This window comes from Methylotuvimicrobium sp. (assembly GCF_050611805.1).
In the GTDB taxonomy this organism is placed as follows: domain Bacteria; phylum Pseudomonadota; class Gammaproteobacteria; order Methylococcales; family Methylomonadaceae; genus Methylotuvimicrobium.
On sequence record NZ_JBNGHF010000052.1, the window covers coordinates 22,349 to 28,972 of the forward strand.

Consider the following 6,624-nt stretch of genomic DNA (forward strand, 5'->3'; position numbering starts at 1 on the left):
TAGCCCGGTAGGGTGTAATCCAACCGGGTGCATGGGTGGCCGGATTGCGCAATATCGCGAATCCGGCCGGGGGATCAACGAACCAAATCGTAGTTGTAATCGGTTGTGCCCATGCCTTTGGTTTCCTTATCCAATTGCTCAAGAACCGCATTGACCAGCGTGGTCAGAATGTACATCGCGCCTTCGTAGCCCAAGGTCGTCATTCTATGTAGATGGTGGCGGTCGAAGATCGGGAAGCCGATGCGGATCAGCGGTACCTCAAATTCCTCGCCTTTGTAGAAGGTGTCGCGCTGGATGAACTTGCCGTAGGAATTGCCGATCATGAAATCCGGTTTGTTCGTGAATACCAGCGAACGGAAGTGCCATAAATCCTTGCCGATATGCACGGTGGAGTTTTTACCGTAAGGAGAGGCTTCCAAAACCGCCTCGCAGGCTTTTCTCCAGCGTTTGTTGGCATGATTGACCAGGATCTCGGTCGGTTCGGCGCCTAGTTCGAGCAGGAATTTGACCATGCCCAGTACGAAGTCGGCATCGCCGTACAGCGCGAATTTTTTGCCGTGCAGCCAGGCGTGCGAGTCGGTCATCATGTCGACAAGGCGGCCGCGTTCCTTTTCCAGAGATTCCGGAATCGGCTTGCCGGTGATTTCCGATACTTTCATCAACAGCTCGTCGGTCCATTCCAGGCCCATCGGAATGTTCAATTTCGGCACGTCGTGCTTCCAGGTGTTCTGAACGTATTTCTTGGTTTTTTCGAGCTGCCAAGGCTGTAGCAGAATCGTGTTGTAGGCGTTAGGCGCGTCTTTGACTTCGTCCATCGTCGTGCCACCAGCGTACATCCGGAAATGACCGTCGGCCGGCGTGTCGAGCACTTCGGTCGGATCGCTGAGCAGCGAATAATCGACGCCCATTTCCTTCATCATCCGGTGGATCACGCGGAAGTTGCCGAGATAGGTCTCAAAGCCGGGCACGAAGTTTATCTTGCCGTTCGAACCGGCTTCCTTGCCTTCCATGAAGTTCAGCGTGAAATAGCGCGCGATGCCTTCGAACATGTTGTCCCAGCCGGTCGTGTGGCTGCCGACGAAACTCGGCGTATGCGCGAACGGTGTCGGGAAGTCCTGCTCGATATGGCCTTCTTTTTTGGCATTGCCGATGAAAGCGTTCAAATCGTCGCCGATCACTTCGGCCATGCAGGTCGTGGAAACCGCGATCATTTCCGGTTCGTATAAGGCTTTGGCGTTTTCAAGGCCGGCGAACATGTTTTTCTGACCGCCGAACACCGCCGCATCTTCGGTCATCGAATCCGATACGCAGGCGATCGGCTCTTTGAAATGCCGGTTGAAGTAGGTCCGAAAATAAGCGACGCATCCTTGCGAGCCGTGCACGTACGGCATCGTTTTCTCGAAGCCCAGCGCGCAAAGGACCGCGCCCAAAGGCTGACAGGCTTTGGCCGGGTTGACGGTCAGTGCTTCTCGGTTAAAGTTCAGTTCCTTGTATTCCTCGGTCGTCGTCCATTGGAAGACTTCATCGATTTGTTCTTGCGGATGTCGTTCCTCGTATTCCGCGCGTTTGGTTGCCAGGTTTTCCTTGTATTCGTCGGTACGGAATAAAGGGTAGCTGGGTTGAATATTGTCGACTTGTTGACTCATGGTAATCTCCTAACGCGCCACCAATCTGTGGACAGGCGTAATAGGCTAAAGATGAAAGGTACAAGACGAAAGAATATGAAGGATGATCGCCGGCGATAATCCGCCTTTCATGTTTCATTTTTCGCCTTGCTCCTCGATTTTTTAAGCGGCGGCTTTAACCGGCTCGCTAGTAGTCTCTTTTTTCCAAGGTGCCTTAATGTTTTTCCAGCACGGATTGTTCAATGTCATGTCCATGTCGCGGGCGAAAATCGCGAAACCGTCGTAGCCGTGATAGGGGCCGGAATAATCCCAGGAATGCATTTGTCTGAACGGAATGCCCATCTTCTGAAAAATGTATTTTTCCTTGATGCCGGAACCGATCAAATCGGGCTGGATTTTTTTGACGAACTCTTCGAACTCGTAGCCGGTGACATCGTCGTACAGCAAGGTGGCATTGCCCATTTCCTTGATCGTGCGGTCGTAATCGTCGTTATGTGCGAATTCGTAGCCGGTGCCGACCACTTCCATTCCTAAGTCTTCATAGGCACCGATGACATGACGCGGACGGAGACCTCCGACATAGAGCATCACGCGTTTGCCTTCCAGGCGCGGGCGGTATTTCGCGATAACCGCTTCGTATTCTGCCTTGTAACGTTCGATGACGCGTTCGGCGCCTTCCTTGATCGTGTCGTCGAAGTGTGCGGCGATTTTGCGTAAGGATTCGGCGATCTTGGTCGGGCCGAAGAAGTTGTATTCGATCCACGGAATGTCGTATTTTTCTTCCATGTGCCGGGCGATGTAGTTCATCGAACGATAGCAATGGATCAGGTTCAATTTGACCTTCGGCGTTATCTCGATTTCGGCGATCGTACCATCACCCGACCATTGCGCAACGACGCGCAATCCCATTTCTTCGAGCAAGGTCCGCGAAGCCCATGCATCGCCGCCGATGTTGTAGTCGCCGATTACGGCTACGTCGTAAGGCGTGGTCGGGAAGCTGTCGTCTCCGTCGCGGTTTTCAAGGACCCAGTCACGGATCGCGTCGTTCGCGATATGATGGCCGAGCGATTGCGAAACGCCTCGGAAGCCTTCGCAGCGTACCGGCACGACCGTTTTGCCGTGTTCCTTTTTCTTCATCTTGGCAACCGCCTCGATGTCGTCGCCGATCAGACCGATCGGGCACTCCGATTGAATCGAGATACCTTTATTGAGCGGAAATAATACTTCGATTTCGTCGATCAACTTGGCGAGTTTTTTGTCGCCGCCGAACACAATGTCTTTTTCCTGGAAGTCGGACGTGAAGTTCATTGTGCCGAAGGTGTTGACGCCGGTCGTGCCGACATAATAGTTACGGCGTCCGGCGCGGGAATATTGACCGCAGCCGACCGGGCCGTGCGAAATGTGGATCATGTCCTTGATCGGACCCCACACCACGCCTTTCGAACCCGCGTAGGCGCAACCGCGTATCGTCATCACGCCGGGCAGCGATTTGCGGTTCGACGTAATGCATTTATTGGCTTTTTCCAAACTTTGATCGTTTACGGCTAAATGTTTAGCCCGATCTTTTTGGGCTTTTTCGGGATAGACCTCGAGCACTTCCTGAATGAGCGCTTCGGTCTCTTCTCTTGTCATGGCTGGCATAATCTTATCCTCTCTTGCCGTGGGTAATCCCCCAACAGGCAGATTTGGGAATCGGAGGTTGAGTTAAGCATTTGCGATAATTCAACCTGGTTAGCTCGGAGCCGGGCGAAGCTCTTTCGCGCCTGCCCGGCTAGCCGTTAAGCTGTAGCGGTTTTTCCGACGATCGACTCGTCGACTTCTTCCATGATACCGAACTCCATCAAAAGGTCCTCCAACTCGTCCATCGTAATAGGCGTCGGGATGACCATATTTTTGTTGTCGATAATTTTTTGGGCTAATGAACGGTATTCATCGGCTTGTTTAGCGGACGGTTCATATTCGATTACCGTCATACGGCGGATTTCAGCACGTTGCACGACGTTATCGCGCGGCACGAAATGGATCATCTGGGTTCCTAACCGGCGGGCTAGTTCCATGATCAATTCATCTTCGCGCGCGGTGTTGCGGCTGTTGCATATCAAGCCGGCCAGACGCACGCCGCCCGAGTTCGCGTATTTCACGATACCCTTGGCGATGTTATTGGCGGCATACATTGCCATCATTTCGCCCGAACAAACGATGTAAATTTCTTGCGCCTTGTTTTCACGGATCGGCATGGCAAAGCCACCGCAGACAACGTCCCCAAGAACATCATAGAAAACAAAATCAAGGTCTTCATCGTAGGCTCCTTCTTCTTCAAGGAAGTTGATCGCGGTAATAACACCGCGGCCGGCGCAACCGACACCGGGTTCCGGGCCGCCTGACTCGACGCACTTGATTTCGCCGTAACCGACTTTCAGCACGTCTTCCAATTCGAGATCTTCGACGCTGCCGGCATCGGCTGCCATTTGCATGATCGAGTTTTGCGCTTTCGCATGCAGGATCAAGCGGGTCGAGTCGGCTTTCGGGTCGCAGCCGACGATCATGACTTTTTTGCCGAGTTCGGCCAGGCCGGCAACCAGATTTTGGGTAGTGGTCGATTTCCCGATTCCACCTTTACCGTAAATAGCACATTGACGTAATGCCATGGTCTTCTCCTCTTTGAATTTGTGGTTAATGGCAATCGAGATAAAGCAATCGTTGTGCCAATGCTGTAAGACATTGATATAAAGAGTAAAATAGGTTTTTTGTCAGGGGAGTTCGGGTTGTATTAGCGACAAATTGTTGGGCCTGGTAGGTTTGGCTACATCCGAAAAGTGATTTTGTAGGCGATTATCGAAAGGCTATAGTTTTACCTTTAGCACTTTAAATTTCGGAAGTGCCTTAGGAGGCGTCGGGGTGCTCGGCCCCTCAACTAACGCAAGGTGAGGGGCCGGCATAGAGCCTACATGGATGTATTTACCCAGCACCTAAATTCCATAGCCCATTGGCCATGGTTAATTGTCTTGGATAATTCATCCAGCACCTAAATAAGCCATGATTTTGAATCATTGCCAAAGACCTATGGAATTTAGGTGCTGGGTTCAAGGCGTCCTTTGACGGGCACACCGGTGCCAAATTTTGATCTACGATTGAGTATAGTAAGACAGGGCAGGGTATTTGATGAGTAGAAGTCGGTTTGTTAGAAACCCGACAAATGTTAATGTTATGTTGCCTATGGAATTCGCTGATTTTCAAATTGATGATAGAAAAATTCAAATATTACAGAAGGATATATGTTTGGTTCGGAAGTTGCTTTCACTTTAGAATGTTAATTCAAACAGGAGCAAAGCATGAACAACAACGTCTTTTCCGAAATTCTTTCCGGTCTCTACGATAACGAGGTTGTACCTTACTTAGGCCCGGGTGTTTTATTCGATTCAAATCATAAAAAAACCGGTCAGCCGATTCCGGCCGATAGCGAAAGCCTGATTTTGGCGATGAACGACGGGCAGCCGATGGCGCCGAAGCTGATGTACGAATTTCCCCGAGCGGCGATGAACCGGGAATTGAAACGGGGGAGGAATTTTTTGACCCAGTTTTTGGACGGCGTTTACGGTCATTCGGATTGGACGCGGGCGAGTATCCATAATTGGCTTTCCGAATGGCGGCCGCATTATGTCGTCGATATTAATCGCGATACGCAATTGCTCGACAGCTATGCCGATGTCGAGCACACGCTGATTGTCGGCGTCGCGCGTATTTCGGCCAGTCAAAATCGATTCAAGATTTTTCACTACGACGGCAAAGAGTATCTCGAAATCGACCAGGCCGACGCGAATCCGAACATTCCGATTTTGTTTAAGCCGATGGGTACCCCAAAACCGGTGTCGAACTACATCGCTTCGGATGCCGATTATGTCGACTACATTACTGAATTGATGGGCGGATTCGCGATTCCGCAATTTTTAAAAGAGTACCGGAAGAATAAGAAATATTTGCTGCTGGGTCTGCCGCTGAACCGCGACTCCGAGCGCATGGTAATGAGCGACATCGTTTACGCGGCTAGCGAACCGAAAGGTTGGGTGATGCGGAAAAATCCTACTGTGAAGGAGCAACGATTCTGCAAACGGCTGGGGTTCGAAATTATTCCGGCCGATTGCAAAGACTTTCTGGATTACATGATAGCGAAAGAGGCGGCTTAGATATAAGGCGGCGTTATTATTTTCTAATGGACCGCATAGGATTTCGTGAAAAATATACCCGTCGTAGCTCAAAATTCGGCGCCTGGGTGTCCGCTAAAGGACGCCGTGAACCCAGCACCTAAATTCCATAGTCCATTGACTATGGTTAACTATCTTGGATAATTTAGGTGCTGGGTGAATACGTCCATGTAGGCTCTATGCCAGCTCCATGCTGGCAAAGCCTTTATCAGACACCCAGGCGCCTTCTCTGGCACTGCCGAAATTTGAAGTACGAAAGGTATAGATTGGCAAAGCCGGACCACGGTAATCGACTTCGGGCTTTCGTCACTGCGCTCCGATGCACAGATTCAGCCTTAGGCCAAGAAGCGCTTCGCCCCGCTTCCTGGAGGTATACAAAAAACTCTACTTTAGATCGAATCTCGCTTAAGAGACGCCTATGTAGTGCCTTACGGTCATTTATGAATCAATAATGTATTGATTCATAATGGGTTTTAAAATTAGGTGTCAAACATGGGCTATGATTAATCAAAAAAGTAACCTGAACCTGAGGTATCCCCACAAAATAGCCATATAAAACAATTTGCTATAGCTAAAAATTGATCGATAAATTGGTTTTTCGGGTCTAATTGCTGAAATTCGTAATCTTTCAGCTTCGCCGGGGAGGCCCTATGTCGACCATCAGTTTACTCCATCGTTTAATCAAACAGGCACTTCCTGAGCTTCATCGAACCCGGCTTAAAGCGCTCATGGCCACCGTAGAGGCCGGCCTATCTCAAACATAAAATCAAGCGCATCGACCGTCTTCTCGGCAATTC

4 protein-coding genes are annotated in these 6,624 nt (G+C 50.4%); 1 reads left to right on the top strand and 3 read right to left on the bottom strand.

Translation table 11 applies throughout. The features are described from left to right. Positions 1–74: 74 nt before the first annotated feature. The 3 genes from nifK to nifH form a co-directional block, all read right to left on the bottom strand. Positions 75–1,646: a nitrogenase molybdenum-iron protein subunit beta gene (nifK, locus tag ACRJJO_RS18500; protein ID WP_431067098.1), complete on the bottom strand. Its 1,572-nt coding sequence runs from the start codon at positions 1,644–1,646 to the stop codon at positions 75–77. 141 nt (positions 1,647–1,787) lie between these two features. Continuing rightward, a complete protein-coding gene (nifD, locus tag ACRJJO_RS18505; protein WP_431067099.1) occupies positions 1,788–3,266 on the bottom strand; it encodes a nitrogenase molybdenum-iron protein alpha chain in 1,479 nt (492 codons plus the stop codon). A 137-nt stretch (positions 3,267–3,403) separates the two neighbouring features. After that, positions 3,404–4,273, bottom strand: a complete 870-nt coding sequence (nifH, locus tag ACRJJO_RS18510) for a nitrogenase iron protein (RefSeq protein WP_431067100.1) — start codon at positions 4,271–4,273, stop codon at positions 3,404–3,406. Between the two features lie 684 nt (positions 4,274–4,957). Here nifH and ACRJJO_RS18515 point away from each other — a divergent pair. After that, a complete protein-coding gene (locus ACRJJO_RS18515; RefSeq protein ID WP_431067101.1) occupies positions 4,958–5,809 on the top strand; it encodes an SIR2 family protein in 852 nt (283 codons plus the stop codon). Positions 5,810–6,624 lie beyond the last annotated feature (815 nt).